This is a genomic window from Oligoflexus sp., from assembly GCF_035712445.1.
Lineage (GTDB): Bacteria > Bdellovibrionota_B > Oligoflexia > Oligoflexales > Oligoflexaceae > Oligoflexus.
In genome coordinates this window covers 1-19,073 of sequence record NZ_DASTAT010000034.1, presented here as the reverse complement: position 1 = coordinate 19,073, position 19,073 = coordinate 1, and the positions used below count along the sequence as shown (strand labels likewise).

The 19,073-nt window shown below is 54.0% G+C and carries 19 protein-coding genes; 8 read left to right on the top strand and 11 right to left on the bottom strand.

The genetic code is table 11. The annotated features are described in order from the left end of the window. Positions 1-97: 97 nt before the first annotated feature. A complete protein-coding gene (tgt, locus tag VFO10_RS07165; RefSeq protein ID WP_325138511.1) occupies positions 98-2,131 on the top strand; it encodes a tRNA guanosine(34) transglycosylase Tgt in 2,034 nt (677 codons plus the stop codon). Here the strand turns inward: tgt and VFO10_RS07160 are convergent. Continuing rightward, a complete protein-coding gene (locus VFO10_RS07160; RefSeq protein ID WP_325138509.1) occupies positions 2,115-3,770 on the bottom strand; it encodes an AMP-binding protein in 1,656 nt (551 codons plus the stop codon). The genes tgt and VFO10_RS07160 overlap by 17 nt on opposite strands. Before the next feature lie 138 nt (positions 3,771-3,908). Between VFO10_RS07160 and VFO10_RS07155 the strand changes: the two genes are divergently transcribed. The 4 genes from VFO10_RS07155 to VFO10_RS07140 all read left to right on the top strand — a co-directional run bounded on the left by VFO10_RS07155 (position 3,909) and on the right by VFO10_RS07140 (position 7,252). Continuing rightward, positions 3,909-4,427: a CinA family protein gene (locus VFO10_RS07155; RefSeq protein ID WP_325138507.1), complete on the top strand. Its 519-nt coding sequence runs from the start codon at positions 3,909-3,911 to the stop codon at positions 4,425-4,427. Further along, a complete protein-coding gene (locus VFO10_RS07150) occupies positions 4,424-5,071 on the top strand; it encodes an outer membrane lipoprotein carrier protein LolA (RefSeq protein WP_325138505.1) in 648 nt (215 codons plus the stop codon). The genes VFO10_RS07155 and VFO10_RS07150 overlap by 4 nt, the downstream gene beginning before the upstream one ends. Positions 5,072-5,236: 165 nt before the next feature. Further along, positions 5,237-6,799 carry a sigma 54-interacting transcriptional regulator gene (locus VFO10_RS07145; protein WP_325138503.1) on the top strand — a complete coding sequence of 521 codons (1,563 nt, stop codon included), beginning with the start codon at positions 5,237-5,239 and terminating at the stop codon, positions 6,797-6,799. 99 nt (positions 6,800-6,898) lie between these two features. Beyond that, positions 6,899-7,252, top strand: a complete 354-nt coding sequence (locus VFO10_RS07140) for a hypothetical protein (RefSeq protein WP_325138501.1) — start codon at positions 6,899-6,901, stop codon at positions 7,250-7,252. Positions 7,253-7,293: 41 nt separating this feature from the next. On the opposite strand, the gene VFO10_RS07135 is transcribed toward VFO10_RS07140, so the two are convergent. The 7 genes from VFO10_RS07135 to VFO10_RS07110 all read right to left on the bottom strand — a co-directional run bounded on the left by VFO10_RS07135 (position 7,294) and on the right by VFO10_RS07110 (position 13,545). Then, complete coding sequence (locus VFO10_RS07135) at positions 7,294-8,538, bottom strand: type II toxin-antitoxin system HipA family toxin (protein ID WP_325138500.1); 1,245 nt, start codon at positions 8,536-8,538, stop codon at positions 7,294-7,296. Further along, complete coding sequence (locus tag VFO10_RS31305; protein ID WP_349259350.1) at positions 8,535-8,765, bottom strand: helix-turn-helix transcriptional regulator; 231 nt, start codon at positions 8,763-8,765, stop codon at positions 8,535-8,537. Before VFO10_RS31305 ends, VFO10_RS07135 begins: the two co-directional genes overlap by 4 nt. Before the next feature lie 168 nt (positions 8,766-8,933). After that, positions 8,934-9,977: a hypothetical protein gene (locus VFO10_RS07130; RefSeq protein WP_325138497.1), complete on the bottom strand. Its 1,044-nt coding sequence runs from the start codon at positions 9,975-9,977 to the stop codon at positions 8,934-8,936. Then, on the bottom strand, positions 9,970-10,839 hold the full coding sequence (locus tag VFO10_RS07125) for a carbon-nitrogen hydrolase family protein (RefSeq protein ID WP_325138495.1): 870 nt from the start codon (positions 10,837-10,839) through the stop codon (positions 9,970-9,972). The genes VFO10_RS07130 and VFO10_RS07125 overlap by 8 nt, the downstream gene beginning before the upstream one ends. Continuing rightward, entirely contained in the window at positions 10,839-11,837 is a 999-nt protein-coding gene (pyrB, locus tag VFO10_RS07120) for an aspartate carbamoyltransferase (protein ID WP_325138493.1), read from the bottom strand. Before pyrB ends, VFO10_RS07125 begins: the two co-directional genes overlap by 1 nt. Positions 11,838-11,851: 14 nt before the next feature. Next, the gene (gene purM, locus VFO10_RS07115; protein WP_325138491.1) at positions 11,852-12,880 is read right to left on the bottom strand and encodes a phosphoribosylformylglycinamidine cyclo-ligase; all 1,029 of its coding nucleotides are present in this window, start codon (positions 12,878-12,880) and stop codon (positions 11,852-11,854) included. A 2-nt stretch (positions 12,881-12,882) separates the two neighbouring features. Beyond that, positions 12,883-13,545 carry a hypothetical protein gene (locus VFO10_RS07110; protein WP_325138489.1) on the bottom strand — a complete coding sequence of 221 codons (663 nt, stop codon included), beginning with the start codon at positions 13,543-13,545 and terminating at the stop codon, positions 12,883-12,885. 246 nt (positions 13,546-13,791) lie between these two features. Here VFO10_RS07110 and VFO10_RS07105 point away from each other — a divergent pair, with 246 nt between their 5' ends. The 3 genes from VFO10_RS07105 (at position 13,792) to VFO10_RS07095 (ending at position 16,509) form a co-directional block, all read left to right on the top strand. Next, entirely contained in the window at positions 13,792-14,529 is a 738-nt protein-coding gene (locus VFO10_RS07105; protein WP_325138487.1) for an OmpA family protein, read from the top strand. Positions 14,530-14,622: 93 nt separating this feature from the next. After that, positions 14,623-15,828 carry an agmatine deiminase family protein gene (locus tag VFO10_RS07100; RefSeq protein WP_325138485.1) on the top strand — a complete coding sequence of 402 codons (1,206 nt, stop codon included), beginning with the start codon at positions 14,623-14,625 and terminating at the stop codon, positions 15,826-15,828. A gap of 27 nt (positions 15,829-15,855) precedes the next feature. Continuing rightward, on the top strand, positions 15,856-16,509 hold the full coding sequence (locus tag VFO10_RS07095; protein WP_325138483.1) for an SET domain-containing protein: 654 nt from the start codon (positions 15,856-15,858) through the stop codon (positions 16,507-16,509). A gap of 94 nt (positions 16,510-16,603) precedes the next feature. On the opposite strand, the gene VFO10_RS07090 is transcribed toward VFO10_RS07095, so the two are convergent. From VFO10_RS07090 to VFO10_RS07080, 3 genes are all read right to left on the bottom strand, one after another. Continuing rightward, positions 16,604-18,043 carry a catalase gene (locus tag VFO10_RS07090; RefSeq protein ID WP_325138481.1) on the bottom strand — a complete coding sequence of 480 codons (1,440 nt, stop codon included), beginning with the start codon at positions 18,041-18,043 and terminating at the stop codon, positions 16,604-16,606. Then, positions 18,040-18,525 (bottom strand): ankyrin repeat domain-containing protein, encoded by a 486-nt coding sequence (locus VFO10_RS07085; protein WP_325138479.1) that lies wholly within the window; start codon positions 18,523-18,525, stop codon positions 18,040-18,042. The genes VFO10_RS07090 and VFO10_RS07085 overlap by 4 nt, the downstream gene beginning before the upstream one ends. Before the next feature lie 102 nt (positions 18,526-18,627). Then, positions 18,628-19,073: LysR substrate-binding domain-containing protein (locus VFO10_RS07080; protein WP_325138477.1), on the bottom strand; the 446-nt coding region annotated here is incomplete at its 5' end.

Genomic DNA, 19,073 nt, shown 5'->3' with positions numbered 1-19,073 from the left:
CATATGACCGCAGCTAAAAGCATTGCCCCGCTCTGCGCCATTGGGTATAACCCAGGGTCCCGGCACTTGCCCAAGTCAACATTTATAGGTCAGCCCCATGACTCGTTTGAATTTCCGCGTTGAAGCCAAAGCCTCTGGTTCACGGGCCCGCGCCTGTCGCTTCCGCACTTTGCATAGTGAAGTCGAAACGCCCATCTTTATGCCTGTCGGTACCCAAGCCACAGTCAAAGGCGTGAAGCCTGAAGAACTCGCAGCCACGGGTGCGAACATCCTGCTTGCGAATACCTATCACCTGATGCTGCGGCCAGGCGCGGCTGTGTTTGAACGCATGGGCGGCATTCATAAGTTCACGAGCTGGGAAAAATCCTTTCTCACTGACTCGGGTGGCTTTCAGATCTTCTCGCTGCCGAATTCCCGCACGATGGGTGAAGACGGGGCTCGCTTTCGCAGTTACGTCGATGGCACCGAACATCTTCTGACCCCGGAACGCAGCATTGGAATGCAGCGCTCGATCGGCAGCGATATCATGATGGTGCTCGATCAATGCGTACCCTCGACTTCGGATTATTCCGTTGCGAAAGCCGCCATGGAACTCACCCACCGCTGGGCCAGAAGGAGTCTGATCGCGCGCGAGGATTCCCCGCAGTCGCTCTTTGGGATTGTGCAGGGCGCGTGCTATGAGGACCTTCGTCGCCAGAGTGCGGCCACGCTCTCTGAAATGCCCTTCGATGGTTTTGCCATCGGCGGTCTCGCCGTCGGTGAAACCAAAGCCGAGCGCGAGGACTTCTGTGAACTCACCGCGAATCTTCTGCCCGAACACCTGCCGCGTTATCTGATGGGCGTCGGCACGCCGATCGACCTTTTGGAAGCTGTGCATCGTGGTGTGGATATGTTTGATTGCATCATTCCCACCGCCCATGCCCAGCAAAGCGTGGCCTATACCACAGAAGGCCAGCTGCGGCTTGAACGCGGCGTTTATAAATTCGGGGAAGAGAAAGTCGATCCGAACTGCAGCTGCTATACCTGTCAGCGCTATTCGCGGGCTTATATTCATCACCTCTGCAAAGCCAGCGAGGGGCTCGGCTCCCAGCTGCTTTCCATTCATAATCTTCATTTCTATCAGGACCTGATGCGCCGCATGCGCGAGCACATTATCAACGATACCTTCGCCGCGTTCTATCGCGAGCAAAGGGAAGTCCTCGTCACGCGCGATCGTGATTTCCCGGCCAAGCCGACCAAACCCAAGCGCAAACCTCGAGAAGCGGCGCGTCAGCGCGGGGATTATCAGCTGATCGAATCCACTCAGGGTTTCTTCAGCATCGGTCAGTGCTCCAGCGGCGAGGTCATGCATTCCTTCGTGCATCCTGATGAGGAAGCGCGTCTGCTCTATGCCGAGCAATCGCACCTGAGTCATCGCCTGCGGGAAGGCGGTGATGCGCCTCTCGTTCTTTGGGATGTGGGCCTGGGCGCCGCGCATAATGCAATGGCTGCGATTCGCGTCTATGAAGGTCTTCTGGCCGATGGTCACACCGGCTTAAAACCCCTGCATATTCACAGCTACGAAAATGATCTGGATTCCCTGCGTCTGGCGATGGATCATCTTTTGAAATTCAAACATCTCTGGCACAGCGGCCCCACTCATATCCTGCGCAAAGGCGAGTGGAGCAGCGCCGATGGCCGCCTTGTCTGGAAACTTTGGGAAGGTGAGGCCCTGGAGCAGATGCCCCAGGCCCCGGCACCGCACATCGTGTTCTACGATCCTTTTTCAGCCAAGACCAACGGCCCCATGTGGTCTTTGGAAGCCTTCCAGAAGCTTTATGGTCTTTGCCATGAGCAGGCGGCGGAGATCTTCACCTATTCCGCGTCGACTCCGGTCAGGGCTTCACTGCTGGCTGCAGGCTTCACGCTGGCCAAGGGTCGTCCCTCGGCCGCGAAATCCGATACCACCATCGCTCTGACACCACGCATGGCGCAGATCAATTCCTTTCAAAGGGAACTTTTGGATCAAAACTGGTTCGGCCGCTGGGAAAGAAGTGATCGACCGTATCCGGAGAATTTGGATGCCGGCCTGATCCCATGGTTTTTGGGTCAGGTCCGACAGCATCCACAGTGGATCAGGACCCCGTCCTGAGTTTACGGCGAAGGATCTTGCCGACGTTCGTCTTCGGCAGTTCCTTCTCAAAGGAATAGAACTTCGGCCGCTTGTAGCCGGTCAGGTTCTTTTCACACCATTCGCGCAGGTCATCTTCGGTGAGTGACTCGTCCTTCTTCACGACGAATGCCTTCACCGCCTCACCCGAAGTATCATCCGGCACACCGATCACGGCGGCTTCCAGCACTTTTGGATGCGAGGCGAGGACTTCCTCGACCTCGTTCGGGTAAACGTTGAATCCCGAAACCAGGACCATATCCTTCTTGCGATCGACGATGAAGAAAAAGCCGTTTTCATCCATCTTCGCCACATCGCCCGTATACAGCCAGCCGTTCCGAATGGAGTTCGCCGTTTCCTCGGGACGCTGCCAGTAGCCGAGCATCACCTGGGGTCCTTTGACGATCAGTTCACCCGGTTCTCCCAGTGGAACATCGCGTCCGTCTTCATCCACGATCCTTGCCTCGGTCGAAGGCAGGGGCAGACCGATGGAATTCGGCGGGCATTCAATATGCAGCGGGTTGCAGTGCGTAACAGGCGAAGCCTCCGTGAGTCCAAAACCTTCCAGAACGCGGGTTCCGGTGATGCGTTGGAATTCCGAAGCCACAGCCGATTGCAGAGCGGTCCCACCGGCAAGGGCGACCTTGATATTCTTCGGGGCAAGCTCGCGGAAAAGGCTATTGTTATTCAGCGCATTGTAAAGCGTGTTCACACCCGTCATCACCGAGATCTTATACTTGGCAAAAATCTTCGCCGTGTTTTCGATCGGCACGGGCTTGGGCAGAAGGATCATGCGTCCGCCCAAGTTCAGAAACGTCAGGAAGTTTACGGTCAGAGCGAAGATGTGATAGAGCGGCAAGGCGGTGAGAATGGTTTCATCGCCTTTGGCCACGTAAGGCTTCGACCATTCCTGAATTTGCATCATGTTGGCGACGACGTTCTTATGAGTCAGCATCGCGCCTTTGGAAAGACCGGTCGTGCCACCTGTATACTGAAGGATCGCAATATCCTCAAGTTTGATCTGGGGCTTGGTATAGGGTTTGGAGGCTCCCTTCCGCAGCGCGTCCTTGAAGGGCACAACGGAAAGACTATGTTTCGGGATCTGACCTTTCACCTTCAGAACCGTATTGACCAAAGCGCCTTTCCAGGCCGGCAGTTGGTCGCCGATGCTGGTCACGACTACGGTTTTGATATCGGTTTCCTTGATGATCTCTTCGAGCTTGTCGAGGAACATATCGAGGATGATCAGCGCCACGGCACCCGAGTCATGGAACTGGTGCTTCATTTCACGCGAAGTATAAAGCGGGTTCGTGTTCACGCAGATCACACCGATTTTGGTGGCCGCATAAAGCGCGATAGGAAACTGGATCACGTTCGGCAGCATGATCGCAAAGCGGTCGCCTTTGCGAAGACCCACTTCGTTTTGCAGGTATGATGCGAAATCATTCGCCAGCCGATCGAATTGCCGAAAGGTAAGGTCCGCTCCCATGCAGGTCAGGGCAACTTTTGAGCCGTATTTCTGACAGGTATCCTCAATCAGGGAGGCGATATGAGTCCCCTCGGACAATTCGATCGTCGGTTTGACGATTTCGGGATAATGCTGCAACCAAGCGTGGCTCATGACCGCGTGACCTCCAAGTCAAAAATTCATATTTTCCCGGTGACCCTACCGCTACACTTTTTTACGGTCTTATATAGAATAAAGTGCGAATATACCTGTGTCTGGCAATCCCGGCCAGTTAAAAGAGAGAGTACATAAGTGTTTGCCATCGATGATGTGATTTTCCAGGAACCTCTGCAGGAGCTGCAGGACCTTGCGCTGTCTCATCAGTTCCTCATTGCCACTGCTGAAAGCTGTACGGGAGGACTGCTGTCCGCCTTGCTCACCCACAGGCCCGGGAGTTCGGGATTTTTTCTGGGTGGCGTGAATGCCTATGCGAACAGCATCAAGTCCCGTGTTCTGGGCGTCCCCGAGGAGGAACTGAAGAAGTATGGTGCCGTTTCGAAGGAAGTGGCCATGAGCATGGCCTCAGGTGTTCAGCGTCTCTTTCAAACTCATTTCAGTTGTTCGGTGACCGGCGTGGCCGGACCGGGCGGCGGCACCCCGGAAAAACCGGTGGGGCTTGTTTGCTTTGGCTGGTCCACACCCCAGGGCACAACGTTTCAGTCCACTCAGCTGTCAGGCTCGCGGGAAGAAATCCGCGCCGCCAGCTGCCATGTGGCTTTGCTGGGACTTTTACAGCGTGTAAAAGCCTATGCTCCAAAGGAGGTTTTGTGATTCGATATGCGTTTGCCATGGCCCTCAGTCTGACGATCCTTCCGCTGGCACAGGCGGCCGAGCCGAAGCTTCAGGATAAATATGCAGAGATTTTTTCCAGCGTTGATCATCTCGCTGTGGACTTCTCCCAGACGACCTATAAAAAGCTTCGCGATCGCTCGACGATCCGCAGCGGCAATGCCTACTTCTCAAAGCCCGGCATGTTTCGCTGGAACTTCACCGATGGCAAGGCCGGTCTGGAGGAATACTATTTCAATGGCGAGAAGCTGACTCATTATCGGGAGAAGGATCGGCTGGTGAATCACTACAATACCAACGCCAGCCTTGCCCGCGAGCTGCACGAAGTCGTGAACCTCGTCCTCGATCCGCGCGCTCTTCTGAGTCGTTACAAGGTCAAGGAAATCAAATCGCAGGGTGGCCGCACGCAGGCGGTGCTGGTGCCTCAGCAGGCTGGCACCACGGATGTGGATTCGATCTTTGTCAAAGTCTCGGACGTCAAAAAATTCGTGGAAGAGGTCCAGATTTTTTACATTGACGGTAATTATACACAGTTCGCCTTTAAAAACCCGGTGAACAAAACCAACGATGCGAAGATCTTTACCTTTTCCCGCCAGGGCAACTTCACTGTCAGACACCACGGTTGAACAGCCGCTGGGCAGTCCCTGCCCAGCCTTCCGGCACTTTTTGCCAACCCCCGAAAATCCCAAACGGAAACGATGTAAAGTTTTTGGCCGCTCCAGCCGATAAGTATTTTTGATTGCGAAGTCCATGGACACCGCACAATCAGTACAAATTCGGGAGCTTTGCATATGAGCCAGGAATCTGTCCGTTGGGAAGACTTTGACAAGATGCACGTCATCAGAAAGCTGAAGGAAATCGTCGGCAAATGGTGGCGCGTGCAAATCAACTTCACGGATAAGAAGGGTTTCCTGCGTGGGGTGCCGGAAGGCAAGTTCTTCAACCCGCTGAATCCCATCTGTCAGGCGATCGTCGCGGATAGCAAAGGCTTCTCCAAGCGCCTGGAAACAGCCAGGAAAACGACGGTTGAGTCGATGCACGGCAAAAAATCGAGGATTTCGCTCGATCCCACCGGCTTTTCGGTGATTTCGGTGCCTATTAACGTCAAAGGCGAATTCCTGGGAACCGTGTTCGGCGATGGCTTCATCTGCGAAGATACCGCCGCCCAGCAGAAGGTCCAGATCAGCAACTATCTGGAACGCGACTTCCCCGATCGCAAGGATCTTCTGACCAAGGTCGACGAACTGCCGGTTCTTTCGACCAAAGAACTTCATTATCTGACCGAGCTGATCAACCTCGTCGTGGATGAGATTCTGGTCATGCACCGTTACCTGGATGATGAGAAGAGCAAGGTCAGCGAACTGTCCAAGGAACTTGGCCAGCGCTATGGCTTCGATCGCATGATCGGCAAGTCGATGGCCATGCAGGAACTCTATCGCCTTTTGGAGCGCGTCTGCGATTCAGAAACCACGGTTTTGATCCAGGGTGAGAACGGTACTGGTAAGGAACTGATCGCCAAGGCCCTTCACTATAACTCCAAGCGTAAAAACAAGCGCTTTTTGGTGGTGAACTGCGGCGCCTTCAACGAAAACCTTCTGGAATCCGAGCTCTTCGGCCACATGAAGGGCGCCTTCACCGGCGCTGTGAAGGATAAAAAGGGTCTTTTCGAAGCGGCCGACGGCGGCACGCTCTTCCTCGATGAGATCGGTGATACCTCGATGCAGATGCAAGTCAAGCTGCTCCGCGTTCTGCAGGAAGGCACCTTCACTCCGGTCGGCTCGACTGAAGTGAAACGCAGTAACGTCCGCGTCCTGGCCGCGACCAACCGCAACCTGATCGAGATGGTCAAGCACGGCGAGTTCCGCGAAGATCTTTACTATCGTTTGAACGTGATCAACGTGGTGGTTCCCCCGCTGCGTGACCGCAAAGACGATATCGTCCTGCTCGCCGATCACTTCCTGACCAAATTCTCGAAAGGCACCAACACGCCGAAGAAACTGGTCAAGCAGGAGTGCCTGGAGCGCCTGATGGATCACGACTGGCCCGGTAACGTCCGTGAGCTGGAGAACGAAATCGAACGTCTTTGCGTTCTGGCTGGCGATCAGAAGGAAATCAATTCCGAGCAGCTGTCGCAGCGTATCAAAGAAAGCACCAAGAAAAAATTCCCGGGTCTGCGCGTCAACGGCAACCTGAAGGATTCCCTGGAAGTCATGGAAAAGCAGATGATCCTGGAAGGCCTTGAACGCACCGGCTGGAACAAGTCCAAGCTGGCGAAGGAACTCGGGATCAGCCGCGCGGGCCTGATCACCAAAGTCCAAAAGTACAATCTTGAAAAGCGTGCGAAGTCGGGTTGATCCCCCGGGAGTCCAGCTCCCCCACCGTCAGCCCCGAAGGGGCAGGCAGGCAAGACATCTAGCAAGGCAGGCAAGCCTTTTACGCCCCAAGGAGGGATTATGGTGCTCAAACTTTTCAGCAAATCGGTCGAGCAGGAAGGAACCACAGAGGGGCCCGCAGCTGACGGCAATCAGCGCATGGAGCAGATGGAAAGTCATCTCCGTGATCTTGGACTGGAAGTCGTGAAGCTTCGCCAGGAAGTGAACACCATGCTCGCCCGCCAGCAAACATTCAAAATCGCCCTCGGCCGCCTGCGTGAATATCTCGAAGAACGCGGCGCCCTCGACGAGGCCGCTCAGGAAATGCAGGTTCCCTTCCAAGAACTCCTGCATGAAAATGCACAGGAAACAGAAACCAGCCGCAGCGCGCCCACCGCTGGCGCGGCTCGGAAAAACAAAAGCAATCTGCACTGAATGATCCTAAAGGCGGCCCAAGCCGCCTTTGTTTTCTTCCCCTAAAGCTCCAGACGCTTTGCAAGTCCTCTCTGAATTTTTGGAAGAGTTTGCTCAACCTGCTGAATAAGCTTGCCATCGAAGCCTTGACCTTCTAAATCGCGTTTAGCCTGATCCATGGCGGTACTAATATTTTCCCAGATTCGCTGCATCCGATTTCTCAAAAAGCGAAGCGTGACGCCCGTTTCCTGAGCCAGAACCTTTAAATCATCAGGACCTATCAGATCGGGATCAAATTGCCGGCCACATGCCATGGCCAACTTTCTATCCAAGCGCTCGTAAGCTCGCGTACAGATCAGATCATAGAAAGGAGCCAGGCTGCGACTTTCCTGACCATGAAGAATGGATATATTCTTTCCATGTGCATCTGAGTTGCCCATGAACAGATTGAATAGATACCAGTCCATGAGGCTATTGACAGCCAGTATCCCGAGATGAACTCGCACGAGCTTCACACATTCAGAAAATGAAGGTCCTCCCTCCTTTTCATATTTGTTTGAATAGGAGTAGCCGAGTGCCTGGCAAAAGTCTTCCTGGTGGAATCGTTCGGGCCACTCATCAAGAGTGCGATCGTATCGTTCAATGGCCAGAATTGTCCCGTGAGGGGTTGCCATAAGATGGCAGTTTACGACTTTCAGCCCCAAGTGATGCGCCACCCGGTTCAGGTAATATTCATTCTCAACCAAGCCCGGATATTCACCAGTTTGATGATTAAACTTCAAAATATGTGTGGAAGCAGCACCATTATGAGGAATCTCAATAAGCTGTCCACGTACTCGCACGGGCAATTTACCTTGTGCTCCAGCCAGGGAAAGTCTATTGAACTGTCCGGCTTGCCCGAAACCAGCAACGCCTTCGGACTTCACAATCCTGGCTAGCATGTCATCGGAAATAACTTCATAGAAAGCTTCTTCATCATTGGTCTCATGATTTCCGATGCTCAGTGCGCCGGCACAATCCCCTCCGATTTCCTTGATCAAAGAAAAATCATTGTCGGGTGAAACTTTGAAGATTTGCTCGATCTTACGGCGAAAATCCCCTTCAGGAAGAAGATTTCCAAAAAAGGACTGAGCTTCCTCCTGGTACGCTTCTTCTCGTACAGGCATTGAAAAGGATACCATGGGCTTTTTAGCGTCAACCCAGGAAGGGTCATAAGAGAAGTGAATTTGGTTTCGGCCAGTTCTCCAAAGCCTCCCGACCAGTTCTCTCTTCCAATAGACATGCAGCATGGATCGTTGGTCTATCATGGGATTCTCTCAAGGTTCATGGACAGAGAGAACCCGAATCCCTCAAGCACCTGTAAAACCTTGCCAACTTCAAGCGTCGTCTTTCCTCTTTCGAGCTCCGATAAAAACCTCACTCCAACGCCCACCAAACCAGCTGCATCTGCCTGTGTAAGACCCAGTTCTTTGCGTCGCTCGCGTATGGCATGACTTAAATCATGGAGAGACCTTATGATGACAGTCTGGGTCATAGAAGCTCCAAAATATTCCTGTACGGGAATATTACTTGAGCTAGCCAGGGAATTCAAGGCGGGTATTCCCGTACGGGAATAAATACCAGCGAATCAACACCTCAGCCCATTCTATTCCCGTACGGGAATAAACTCCGCAGTCTGATATTTTAAAATAAATTCAGGAGGTTAAGATTGGACTTTCCCAAGCTCAATCTGGATTTCCCGATCGAGCTCAGGCCCAGGCCCTGGAAGACTGTGAAAGAAATTCCGGGCTTCCTCGGCCACCTGCTGTGGCCCTTGCCCATAGATTCCCGAGACATGAAAGATATGAAAATGCTGAATGCCGAGACTCCGGGCAATCAGAGCGCTTTGTCGACTTGTCAGATGCGCCTTGTCCACGGCCCGCGAGCGATCCTCATCCGCAAAACTGCTTTCGGATATTCCATCCGAGGCATGCCCGAAAGCTTTTTTCAGAGCCGCCAGATTCCCAGGAGAAAACGATAGATCAGTCAGGTAAACGAGCGAACGCCCCTTCTGCTGCGTGATCATCTCCGCGGAAAGATCCTCGATGGAATACTCGCGCCCTTCAATATCCAGCGTCCCGTGCGCCTTCCCCGTCCGCACCCGCAGCTGAAGCTCCCCGAGCCAGGGCCCTGCCTTCAGGTTCAGTGACTTCAGCTTCTCCGTCCGCACCTTCAAAATCGCCGGCGCCTCCAGCTTATAGGAAACCGAAGGAATCCCCTTATGATCCAAAAGCGCCGCCGCTACCTGCGAACCATCCCGCAGAGTCGCAAGATGATCATGCGTGATTTCCGTCCGCGCCGCCGGTGCCGCGAACTTATCGGTATTCGTGAGCAGCGCCGCCCACACCGATCCATCCCCGCGGACCTCATGCACTAAAAATCGAATCTGATCCGGATCAATCAAATTCCAGGTATAGGAATTCAGCTTGCACCGCACGCGCTCAATGAAATCCTCAGGACCAAAAAGGGAAAGCTGCCGCCGATGCGGGACATTCACCCGCAGAAGACGATCAAAGCCCACGAAATGATCCATATGCGCATGCGAAACAAAAACATGACGCACGCGCAGCATATCGCGATGACCCAGGTTATCAATGCTGCCCAAATCAAAAAGCAGCGCCTCGCCCATGCGCTTTAAAAGCACAAAGACCGCAGGATCACCCTGCAGTCCGTTGATCAGTCGAAAATCAAAGGGCTTGTCACTCATAGATCTCGGGGCGCCTATTGCGAAGAGCGGGAAGTCGAGCGCGCACGGCCTGAATGCGATCCTTATGCGCTTCCGCCAAGGCGATTCCAGGCACGCTGCCGGTATTCGCGAGGACATAGCCCCAGGGATCGACGATCATCGAATGCCCATAGGACGAACGCCCGCGGCCATGCTCACCTGTTTGATTCGAGGCGAACATATAGGCCTGCTGCTCCACCGCGCGGGCGCGCAGGAGAAGCTCCCAATGATCCATGCCCGTATGCAGCGTGAAAGCCGAAGGCAGGACGATAATATCCAGCGGCTGATCTTTCGCCAGTCGTTCAAAGTAAGAGGGGAACCGCAGATCATAGCAGATCCCAAGCCCCACGCGAAAACCATCCAGATCGAAGGTCACCGGCTCATCACCGGCCAAAAACCCATCCGATTCACAGTAAAGCGCTTCGCCCTGGGGACTATAGAGATTGAAAAGATGCGTCTTCCTATACTTGGCCACGCGCTGGCCCTGACGATCGAAGACATAAGAGGTGTTATAAACCCGCCGATGTCCAAGCCGGCCCTTTTCCGCAGCCTCATCCATTTCACCAGGCCCGGCCTGCTCGCCAAAACTGCCGGCAAAAAGGCAGATTTTGTGCTCACGAGCCGCGGCCGCCAGCCTTTGACTCAGGGATCCGCCCTCGACCTCACCCATCTCATGAATCCTGTCATAGGTTCCGTGATAGGCAAAGACTTCAGGCAAAAGCACCCAGTCCGCCCCACGCGCGGCGGCCTTCGCCACCCAGTGCAGGGCTTCCTCGATATTCTTTTCCCTATTGTCGGTACTGGTCATGCAGATGCTGGCCAGGATCAGGCTTTCTTTACGCATTAAAGCTCCGGCAGAACGATTTTCCGATCCACTCCGAAGATCTTAGTCAGCAGCGCCACCCTTGTCCACATGCCGTTTCTTTCCTGACGCCAGTACTTGGCGCGCGGATCGTTATCAATCGCGACATCAAGCTCCTGCCGACGGGGCAGTGGGTGCATGATCACCGATGTGGTTTTCATCAAAGGCAGGTGCTCGGCCTTCAGATGGAAGCGGCGGTAATCCACCTTCTTCGACTCGCCATCGGTATCATATTCATCCTGCACGCGGGTCATGTAAACGGCATCCGCCACGCGCAAAGCGTCCTCGAACTGATCGGTCTCTTCGAACTTCTGGCCCTTCTGCTTCAGCTTCTGCCTGAGGTCATCACTGATGCGGAATTCGGGAGGCGAAACGAAGAGGATCTTCACATCGCGGTAGTTGCTCAAAAGTCCGCTCAAGGAACGGATGGTCCGGCCGCGCTTCAGATCGCCGACCATCATGATGGTCTTGCCATCAATTCCGCCAAGCTTCACGAAGCTTCGGTTCAAAGTATAAATATCAAGCAAGGCCTGGGTCGGATGCTCATCCGGTCCCGATCCTGCATTAACGATCGGTATGGGCCTTTCGGTTTCATTCAGAAGATTCGCAATGCGATCGCAGAGTCCTGGTTCCGGAGTCCGCATGATGATGACATCGACGTAACTCGAAAAGGTGCGCAGCGAATCCTCGATGCTTTCCCCTTTACGCTCCGAACTCGTCGAGGAATCGCGAATCTCGTTCGTCCCCATGCCCACGATCTGGCAGGCGGTTTGAAAGGAGAGAAAGGTCCGAGTCGACGGCTGCGTAAAATACAGCATGGCCCGACGATGAGCCAGCAGCCCCTGCAGATACATCAGGCCTTCCTTGGACTTATCAAAGCGGCGGATGGTATCGGTCAGCTGGCACATATGATCCAAAAAAGGGCGATCAAACTGTGAACTGCTCAGAACATGAAGTGGTATGGCTGTTGTGTCATCCATAAATCAATCCCCTCTTAAAGATAACGAACGGTCGACTCGCCGGAGCCCGGGATCATCTGCCCGATGGTCGTGCTGCCGAGCCCAAGGTCCTTGCAGATCTGGTGGAACGTCGCTTCCGCGTCTGCGGCCACCACTGCGATCATGCCGGCTCCCATATTGAACACGCCTTCCACGTCTTCAAAACGCGCGCCATGACTTTCGTAGAATGCGCGCATCCAGTCAGGCGTTGGAATTTTCTTCGGATCAATCTCGGGATCCAAGCCTTCCGGCAGAACGCGTGGCAGGTTGCCCGAAATGCCGCCGCCGGTGATATTGGCGAGCCCATGCAAGGGCCCCCAACCCAGACGCTTCAAAAGTTCCGGCACTTCATAATAAATCTTTGTGGGTTCCAGAATGCGGTTCAGCGTGGCCTGATCCACAGGTTTTTCCGCAAGCCACTTTCTGACGAGCGAATAGCCGTTACTGTGGAATCCGCTCGCGCTCAAAGCAATCAGTTTATCTCCGCGCTGCACCAGCTCGGGGCGCAGACGTTTCTTTCCATCCACCACACCGACCACAAAGCCGGCAAGGTCGAAATGCCCTTTTTCATAGAGTCCGGGAAGCTCGGCAGTTTCTCCACCCAGGAGCGCCGCGTTCGACTGTTCGAGGCCTTTTCTGATCCCGGAGAGAATGGCTTTGAATTGTTTTTCATCCAGAATTCCGGTCGCGTAGTAATCAAGGAAGAAGAGCGGACGACCACCGACGGTATAAAGATCATTCACGCACATGGCGACGAGGTCCACGCCAAGGCCTTCGAGCTGATCATGCTCAATACCCAGCAGCACCTTGGTTCCGACCCCATCGGTACCGGACACCAAAAGCGGATCTTCCATACCGGAAAAATCGGGGCGGAAGAGCGCCGCGAAGCCGCCGATGCCCGAGACGACTTCACCACCTTTTACCTGGTCGGCTTTGCGACTCTGCAGCCAATCCACAAGGGCATCACCTTTGGCCACGTCCACACCGGATTCCTTGTAAAGATCTTTGCCTTTTTGCTCGGTCATCGTCAGGGCTCCTCTTCTATTTCAAAATGAAGAATCAATTCTTTCAGCTGATGATGGGTCATTCCTTCAGAGTTGCCATAGGGCAACAGAACCTTCCGACCCTTAAAAATAGGCAGTTCCAAAAGCTCGGGAACCGCCACGGCGTCTTCGAGTCCAATCCATGTGTCCGCCTCGACAAAGAGCGCGCGGGCCAGATCGTCTTCCGCATGGCAGCGCAGAAGCACGGGCACACCGTAATCCACGCCGACTTCCGCCAGGTACTGCAGCGTGGCCTCATCATGATCCTGAACATTCAAACTATAGATATCCGCGCCCATGGCGATGGTTTCGAGGACCTGCGCCTCGCCTTTTAAGGGATCCCAACGTCCAAACGCACGGGTCGGGTCCAGCTCTTTCGCAAGACGGAACCAGCGCGGCTCGGCCCGCTCCTCTTTCAGCTCATAAAAGAACAGCTCCACATCCGGTCTTGCTTGAAAGAACCTGGAATCGGGAGCTGTTTTTGCGGCGGCAGCGCGGATGGGAGATCCGGAACCCCGACTGGGTATCGCCCTTCGGGGTGGAGCCGTGGTGGCAAGGCTCCTGAGGCGATTCAAATAGACGGCCGCATCATCGGCCGAAAGCTTTTTGTCCATCTCTTCAAGCAGGACATCCAGAAATTCTTTCATGTCCGCCCCCTGGCTTTCTCAATAAAATCATCAGTCATTTGAGAGACTTGCAGGATGGTGTCTAAAGCTTTGACGGGTCGTGCCGATTTCTTACCTGGAAGACAGAAGGACCCGTAGCCTTGTGTGGTGGCCATGGTAGCACTTAAGAATGTCCGTACAAACTGGATCATAATGGCTTTGTGCATGTCTCTCGCTGCACTTACAAACCATAGTCATGGAGAAGTTGTCTACAGGAAACTCAGCGCCGTGAAGCTCAGGCCGGCCGCTCCTTCCTGTGAGCCTGAACCAGCTGCGCTTTCCCCTGGGGAAGAGGCGTCAGCCGGGCTTGCTGTGGTCAAAATTCAAAAGCAGGGACGTCGTTTAATCGCACTTTTGGCTGGGGGACAGCGCGATGGACTGCTGCCCGGCACTCTTTTGCAGACCAGTCGGCAGGGAATTCCCACGGCCCTTTTGAAAACTACCGAGGTCCGCGAACATTATACCCTGGCGGAAGTCACGGAAGATGGATCCAAGGATTCGGGTTTGTATTTTCCCGAGGCACCGGGACTCATGGTCGGAGACCGGGCTGAGCCGCAGGAATTGAAAATCAGTCAGAGCCTTCGCATTTTGCCCAATCGCACTCTGACTTATGAACGACTTTTCATAGATCCAAAAAACTTTCCCACGACGTTTGAACTTTCTGCCGAGGGGCGAAAATTTCTCATCGAGCAGGCTCAGATTCTCATGGATGCGCATGCCCCCTTGCTCCTGGTCGAAGGTCACACCGATCCCAAGGGTGACAGTCAGAGCAATCAGGTGGAATCCTATCAAAGAGCCATGACTGTTCGGCAGGTGCTGATCGAGGAACTCGGTCTTGATCCGAACCGTGTCGTGGCCATCGGCCTGGGCGAAACCGAACCCCTGGACGAACCTTATCTGCCAGGTCGAGCTGAGGAAGCCCGAAGGATCATCCTGAAGGTGAAATCCCAGCCCCTCCCCCGCTGATTAACTGTATCTATTTCAAACGAAATCGGGCAACATGATCTCTTGTTGCCCCCTTTGCTTTTAGGGACTTTTCATGGACGCCGACGACTGACGATGAAAAAGAAACTGCTTCTGCCAGCAACCTGCTTGCTCGCCATCGCTGCTGTTCTGGGCTATCAGAACTGGGCTCCGCAAAAGATCCAAATTTCCCCCTTCAAAATGGATAAAACGATCCATCCACGGCCGGTGGCTGAATACGAGCCTATGTTTGGTGTCGCCATCAGCGAGCAGATTCTGTTCCGGGAATCCGGCATTGAATTGGTGCGGGAAATACTGAAGGCCAACGCGAAAGTCTATATCTTCATGACCGCGGCCTTCAAGGATCAGGTCGAAGAACTCTTTGCGAAAAAGAAGCCCTTCAAAGCGGATGAGATGAAACTCATCACCCGGGTGCAGCTCGAACATGAAAGCCCCTGGCTCCGGGATTATTTTCCCATCCCCGTGCTCCGAATCTATCCCTTCCTTCCGCCGACTCCAAGCTTCGTCGACTTTGTTTACCGCGACGGCAACAGCTACGACGACGCCGCGATTCATCAGTTCGCTCTGGCCATCAACTCAAGCGTCGAGCATCTGCCCATCGTGATGGATGGCGGCAATTTCATGACCAACGGTGAAACCTGCGTCGTCTCGGAAGAGATGTGGGATGATCCGGAGTCGAATCGTACCAAGGATCCCGATTTTGCGTTGAGCGATCACGTCGCGGATATTTTCGAACTGGCTCTGGGCTGCCGCCGAACAAAAATTGTGAGCCAAATCCCACATCCGCATGTCGACATGTTTTTAAAATTCGTCAACAAGGACACGATCCTGGTCAACGAGATCGAGGATCGCGCCATGGCTCTTCTCAGCGAGGTGGATTCCGACGCCAAAGTCAAGATTCCCAAGATCAAGGTCGAATTGGATCGGATCGCCCAGGAGCTCGCCAAAAATTTTCGGGTGATCCGGGTACCGATGCCGCTGCCGGTCAACGATATTTTCTTTACTTATGTGAATTCTGTGATAGTAAACGATACAGTGATCATTCCAAGTTACAAGAACCCCGACCCCAGTCGAGGCACCTATCCGGATCAGCGGTATTACGCGTCCTATGAGGAAGAGGTTCAGAAGATATATCAGGAAGCCGGACTCAAGCCGGTTTTTCTGAAGGCAGACGACTTGATCAAGGACGGGGGGGCCTTTCACTGTATAACGTTCCACCTCCCCGATCTTGAAGCGATTGTACCCGATACGAGTCATTTGGCGGCAAAGCCTAAGCCATGACCATTTTTAACGTGGGAGAGAGCCTACATGATACACCCCGACACCAAGTTAAAGTGGGTTAGCAAAGAGATCGGTTACGGTGTCTTTGCAACCAAGTTGATTCCCAAAGGCACAGCGGTTTATGTGCGGGATCAGCTCGAGATCATCGTGGAGCGCGATGCCGCCTTGCTCAAAAATCCCGCGTATACGGATATTATTGAAAAATATTCGTATATCGACCCCAAGGGCGACTACGTTTTGAGCTGGGACCATGGCCGCTATGTGAATCACTGCTGTAATCCCAACACAGTGACAACGGGCTATGGTTTCGAAATCGCTCTGCGTGATATCGCACCCGGTGAAGAGGTCACGGACGATTATGGTCTTTTGAACCTGGATGAGGAAATTCCGCTGGCCTGCTGCAAAGAAGGCTGCCGCGGTGTGGCTCGTCCCTCCGACTTCGATACCTATGCTGATCATTATGATGGGCTGGTGTCGGACGCTCTGACCCATTTTTATCTGGTGGATCAGCCGCTTCTGAAGTTCTTTGATCGCAACACACTCAGTCAGCTGAACGGCTACCTGGAAACAGGCAATGCCTATATTTCCGTGCGTTCGCAGAAGTTCGTGGAAGGCGCCCGGCCGACCCCGGAACTGCGCTATCGCAACGAACGGAAACGCAGTCTTGAGCGTTCCGAATAAGAGGCCGCTCTCGCCCCTTGTCTGAAACGTCATGCTCAAAAAACAAGGAGACGCCAGGCTTAACACCTGGCGTCTTTTATGTTCGGAGCTCGCGTTACAACTTGATTCCCACCTTGGCCGCAATTTTCAGACCGTAGTCCTGATCGCAGCGCAGGAAGTGTTCGATATTGGGTCTCAGGATCTCGGCCGGCACGCCCCGCATCGCCGCCGCGATGTTATCGGTCAGGCGCTCCCGCTCTTCCCCGGTCAAAATCCGATAAAGGTTGCCCGCCTGCGTGAAGTCATCGTTCTCACGGTGCGCATCGTAGCGGAAGGCATCACCACGAATTCTGAGCGGTGGTTCGGTCACCGACTCATCCTGGGCCGGTCCGTTGAATCCATTCGGTTCATAGTTATCCACGCGCCCACCGTTGTTATCAAAGCGCATGCCGCCATCGCGGTGATACGCGGTCACCTGATTCAGAGGACGGTTCACGGGCAGACTCTGATAGTTCACACCGATGCGATAGCGAGCGGCATCGGGATAAGCAAAGAGTCGGGCCTGCAGCATCTTGTCCGGTGAATAGCCAATTCCAGGAGGAACGTTGGCGGGCGAAAATGCGGCCTGCTCCACTTCGGCAAAATAATTCTCGGGGTTGCGATTCAACTCCAGAATCCCGACTTCCTGCAAAGGATATTCGTTATGCGGCCACACCTTGGTCAGGTCGAAAGGATTGAAGCTTTGGCGCTCGGCATCCAGCTCCGGCATGATCTGAACCATCATTTTCCAGCGCGGAAACTGACCGGCTTCAATGGCTTCGAACAGATCGCGTCCGGCATAATCAGGATCCGATCCGGCAAGCTGGGCGGCTTTTTCCGGCGGCAGGTTCTTGATCCCCTGCATGGATTTGAAATGGAACTTCACCCAGAAGCGTTCACCGCCGTTATTCCAAAGACTGAAGGTATGGCTGCCGTAACCATTCATGTAACGATAGCCATCGGGAATGCCGCGATCACTGAAAAGTATCGTGATCTGATGCATGGCTTCCGGGGCTCTGGACCAATAGTCCCACATGCGGATCGGATTCTTGTAGCCGGTCCGCGGATCACGTTTTTGCGAGTGAATGAAGTCAGGGAACTTCAAAGGGTCGCGCTCAAAGAATACGGGCGTATTGTTGCCGACGATATCCCAGATGCCTTCGTCAGTATAAAACTTCAAAGCAAAGCCGCGTGGGTCGCGTTCGGTGTCCGCCGATCCGCGTTCACCCGCCACGGTCGAAAAACGCAGGAAAGTCGGCGTTGTCTTGCCAATGCCGGCAAAGACCGAAGCCCGTGTGAAGCGGGTGATATCCTGAGTGACCGTGAAGGTGCCGTAAGCACCGGAACCTTTCGCATGCACAACCCGCTCTGGAATCCGCTCACGATTGAAGTGGGCAAGCTTCTCCACGAGGTGCATGTCCTGCATGAGCAGAGGACCACGGCTTCCTGCGGTCAGGGAATGCTGGTTTTGGCTGACGGGATGACCACCTGCAGTTGTTAACACGGGCTTTTTCATGCGGCTTTCCTTACACGTTTAAAAGGGTTGATATATCCGAACCAGGCGATGAGCATCTGCAGCCAAGGGGCTTGGGGTTCACCCTTCTGCAAAAGCTCGGCGCAATCAAAGCGTCCAAACATTTGGGCGAATTGCAGAGCATCCTGCCCGGCGCGATTTTTATGGAGAGGATTGGCACCAAACTTCAGGAGAAGTTCAAGAATGTCCTTGTGTCCTTTGAAGGCCACACCCATGAGTATGCTGTTTCCGGCAGGATCGGTGGAATTCAGGTCAGCACCGATCGAGATCAGATAGCGGCTGGCTTCAAGCTGTCCATTGTAAGCGGCCAGCATCAGCGCCGAATAGCCCTTGGCATTCTTTTCATCAATGTCCCGCATTTGATCGGCCAGACGCGCAATTTGCAGAACATCGCCACTGCGGGCGGCCTCATGAAAGGCCTCGCTACTTCCAAAGGTGGTCTTGTATTGGTTCCAACTTCGCATGGATGGGTTCCTTTCCTCAGTGACCTCTTCTCTGGCCACATAAGGAGTATCGACCCAAACCTTATTTTTCAAAAATATCAAAATACTATGGTTTGATAGTTTTTAACTATGAGAGGGCAGGAAGTGCTGGGGGCCGGGATCGAGAACTTTGACTTTGGTATTCGGGGCTTGCGTCAGAACTCCCGGCGGCAGGTGGCTTTGGACCGTCTTCAGGAGCGCCTCGATCAGTGGCTTTTTCAAAAAAGAACGGTGATAGACGAGACTGACCTTCCGCGTGGGAATAGGTTCACTGAAGTCCTTGATCTGCTCCTTCTGCTGCACCGCACTCAAGGTCGTGCGCGCCAGGCCGGGAATCAAGGTAAAGGACTGGGTTTGATCGACAAGCTGCATAAGAGTCTGGAGCGTTCCGATCTTGAGTTTGATCGACTGACCTTCGCGCAGCTGACTGTCGCAGATCTGGGTGAGCTGATCCCGCATGCAGTGCGTGTCATCCAAGAGCGAAGGCGTCCAGTTCTCCAGATCACCGAGCCCCACTGTTTTCTTCGCCA

Excerpts from the sequence above, each read along its gene's own strand:
- tgt (WP_325138511.1), top strand. The coding sequence starts at position 98 with ATGACTCGTTTGAATTTCCGCGTTGAAGCCAAAGCCTCTGGTTCACGG.
- VFO10_RS07160 (WP_325138509.1), bottom strand. The coding sequence starts at position 3,770 with ATGAGCCACGCTTGGTTGCAGCATTATCCCGAAATCGTCAAACCGACG.
- VFO10_RS07145 (WP_325138503.1), top strand. The coding sequence starts at position 5,237 with ATGAGCCAGGAATCTGTCCGTTGGGAAGACTTTGACAAGATGCACGTC.
- VFO10_RS07140 (WP_325138501.1), top strand. The coding sequence starts at position 6,899 with ATGGTGCTCAAACTTTTCAGCAAATCGGTCGAGCAGGAAGGAACCACA.
- VFO10_RS07135 (WP_325138500.1), bottom strand. The coding sequence starts at position 8,538 with ATGATAGACCAACGATCCATGCTGCATGTCTATTGGAAGAGAGAACTG.
- VFO10_RS31305 (WP_349259350.1), bottom strand. The coding sequence starts at position 8,765 with ATGACCCAGACTGTCATCATAAGGTCTCTCCATGATTTAAGTCATGCC.
- VFO10_RS07130 (WP_325138497.1), bottom strand. The coding sequence starts at position 9,977 with ATGAGTGACAAGCCCTTTGATTTTCGACTGATCAACGGACTGCAGGGT.
- VFO10_RS07125 (WP_325138495.1), bottom strand. The coding sequence starts at position 10,839 with ATGCGTAAAGAAAGCCTGATCCTGGCCAGCATCTGCATGACCAGTACC.
- pyrB (WP_325138493.1), bottom strand. The coding sequence starts at position 11,837 with ATGGATGACACAACAGCCATACCACTTCATGTTCTGAGCAGTTCACAG.
- purM (WP_325138491.1), bottom strand. The coding sequence starts at position 12,880 with ATGACCGAGCAAAAAGGCAAAGATCTTTACAAGGAATCCGGTGTGGAC.
- VFO10_RS07110 (WP_325138489.1), bottom strand. The coding sequence starts at position 13,545 with ATGAAAGAATTTCTGGATGTCCTGCTTGAAGAGATGGACAAAAAGCTT.
- VFO10_RS07100 (WP_325138485.1), top strand. The coding sequence starts at position 14,623 with ATGAAAAAGAAACTGCTTCTGCCAGCAACCTGCTTGCTCGCCATCGCT.
- VFO10_RS07095 (WP_325138483.1), top strand. The coding sequence starts at position 15,856 with ATGATACACCCCGACACCAAGTTAAAGTGGGTTAGCAAAGAGATCGGT.
- VFO10_RS07090 (WP_325138481.1), bottom strand. The coding sequence starts at position 18,043 with ATGAAAAAGCCCGTGTTAACAACTGCAGGTGGTCATCCCGTCAGCCAA.
- VFO10_RS07085 (WP_325138479.1), bottom strand. The coding sequence starts at position 18,525 with ATGCGAAGTTGGAACCAATACAAGACCACCTTTGGAAGTAGCGAGGCC.